This is a genomic window from Novipirellula artificiosorum, from assembly GCF_007860135.1.
Taxonomy (GTDB): Bacteria; Planctomycetota; Planctomycetia; order Pirellulales; family Pirellulaceae; genus Novipirellula_A; species Novipirellula_A artificiosorum.
The window spans coordinates 1-1,566 of sequence record NZ_SJPV01000059.1 but is presented as its reverse complement, the minus strand read 5'-3'; the positions used below and the strand labels follow the sequence as shown (position 1 = coordinate 1,566).

Annotated in this window: 3 protein-coding genes; all 3 read left to right on the top strand. The window is 52.9% G+C overall.

What is annotated here, in order from left to right; genetic code table 11:
- Positions 1–18: 18 nt before the first annotated feature.
- The 3 genes from Poly41_RS35920 (at position 19) to Poly41_RS35575 (ending at position 1,431) form a co-directional block, all read left to right on the top strand.
- Positions 19–360 (top strand): DUF6596 domain-containing protein, encoded by a 342-nt coding sequence (locus Poly41_RS35920; protein WP_390621525.1) that lies wholly within the window; start codon positions 19–21, stop codon positions 358–360.
- Positions 299–769: a hypothetical protein gene (locus tag Poly41_RS33730; RefSeq protein WP_197232008.1), complete on the top strand. Its 471-nt coding sequence runs from the start codon at positions 299–301 to the stop codon at positions 767–769. Before Poly41_RS35920 ends, Poly41_RS33730 begins: the two co-directional genes overlap by 62 nt.
- A gap of 329 nt (positions 770–1,098) precedes the next feature.
- Positions 1,099–1,431: a PTS sugar transporter subunit IIA gene (locus Poly41_RS35575; RefSeq protein WP_197232007.1), complete on the top strand. Its 333-nt coding sequence runs from the start codon at positions 1,099–1,101 to the stop codon at positions 1,429–1,431.
- The last annotated feature ends 135 nt before the right edge of the window (positions 1,432–1,566 follow it).

Below are 1,566 nucleotides of genomic sequence, written 5' to 3'. Positions count from 1 at the left end.
AGCGAAGACCTGAATGAATTGGCCGTTGAGGCGATTCGACTTTGTCGGTTGCTTCTTGATTTACTACCAGATTCCGAAGTCACGGGGCTGCTCGCGTTGATGTTACTGCATGAATCACGTCGCGGAGTCGTCGTTTTTGAGAATGGAAAATCAATCGCCGCGACTCGGTTATCGCGGTCGTTCTCTGAAAGTGCGTTGCGGATTCTCTTATTAGATGGAACTGTACACACGAAACGCCGGGATCCGTCTTCTTGTTGGGTTGTCCATTCTCGTCGCCGTATGCACAGGACTGCCGTTGATGCTCTCGCCTTTTCGCATGGTCAAGCGAGATGTTTCAGCACCAGAGTTCCTTCGTGCTGAAACGGGAATAGAGATGGGTGACGGTTGGAGTGAAGTCGATAGTGAAGACGAGCACGGAGGTTTCGTCGGTGATGGAGAGACATTCGCAGTGTTCAAGTTGACACAACCCGCAATCGACAAGCTGATCGAATCCAAGCCCCCATGGTCTGCGGGCTGGCAGTCAGGTCCAGTGCCGGGCGACATAGGATTACATTGTGATTTCGGAACAGATGGCGTAGCGTTTGGTGGCCTAATTGGAGAAGCTGGAACCTACACCGGTGACGAATTGCTCGTCAGGTTGCTTGGTTCACAACGTGTGATCTATGACGCAAAGGAGCGTTGTTGCGATTCGCTGCCTTGGCACAACGGGAATTTGATCGTGATCGATCCAGATACCAAAACCGTATGGCTATCGGTTTGGGATTTCTGATCGCTTCACAGGACAGGGAACCAAACGATGCATGTGAGTCGCCGAGTTGCGTTTAGTGAAGTGGAATGCCGTTCACGGCGACCACGTGATCGTTATCGTTCGTCCTATCGCAAATGATCTCCTCCACAACCGATGACGGCACCCCAATCCGTTGCGAGATTTGCAGCGAATCGTCGCTCGTAAACGTCTCGCGACCTCCGGGCGATTCGGTGTGCCCAAACTGCGGTGCATTTCTTTGGGTTGACGCACTTGTTGAAATCACGCAACAAAAATCATTCGTCCCGGACATACGACTACGGGAGATTGCCGCCACTGTCCGATCCGACGCCGTGCGTGAAATTACAAGTCGTGCGGCGGCTGAATTTGACTGGTCAATCGCACAACAGAACGAACTGAGCGACGCCATACTGAAACGTGAAGAATTGGGGTCAACTGGAATTGGAAGCGGATTCGCTGTACCACACGCATCGGTTGATTGGCTCTCGTCGTGCGTGACCGTCATGGCGTTCGCGCCAAACGGGATTGACTTCGATTCGCTTGACGGCCAGCCGGTCCGCACGGTTATACTTATAGCGTCGCCAAAATCAAAACCGGGCGACCATTTGCGACTCTTGGAACGCGTGTCTCGTTCACTTCGGTTCTTGGGTCACACCGCTGCTTGAAAACCGGACGAACCATGACATCGCTTTACGCTTGCTTGTCAAGCGTTCTAGCGGCAAGCGAGCCGATTCTTCGAGCTCGCGTTAAGCCGCTGAAGCTTCGACCATGCTTACCCTTGGAGTTGACTACCCCCATTT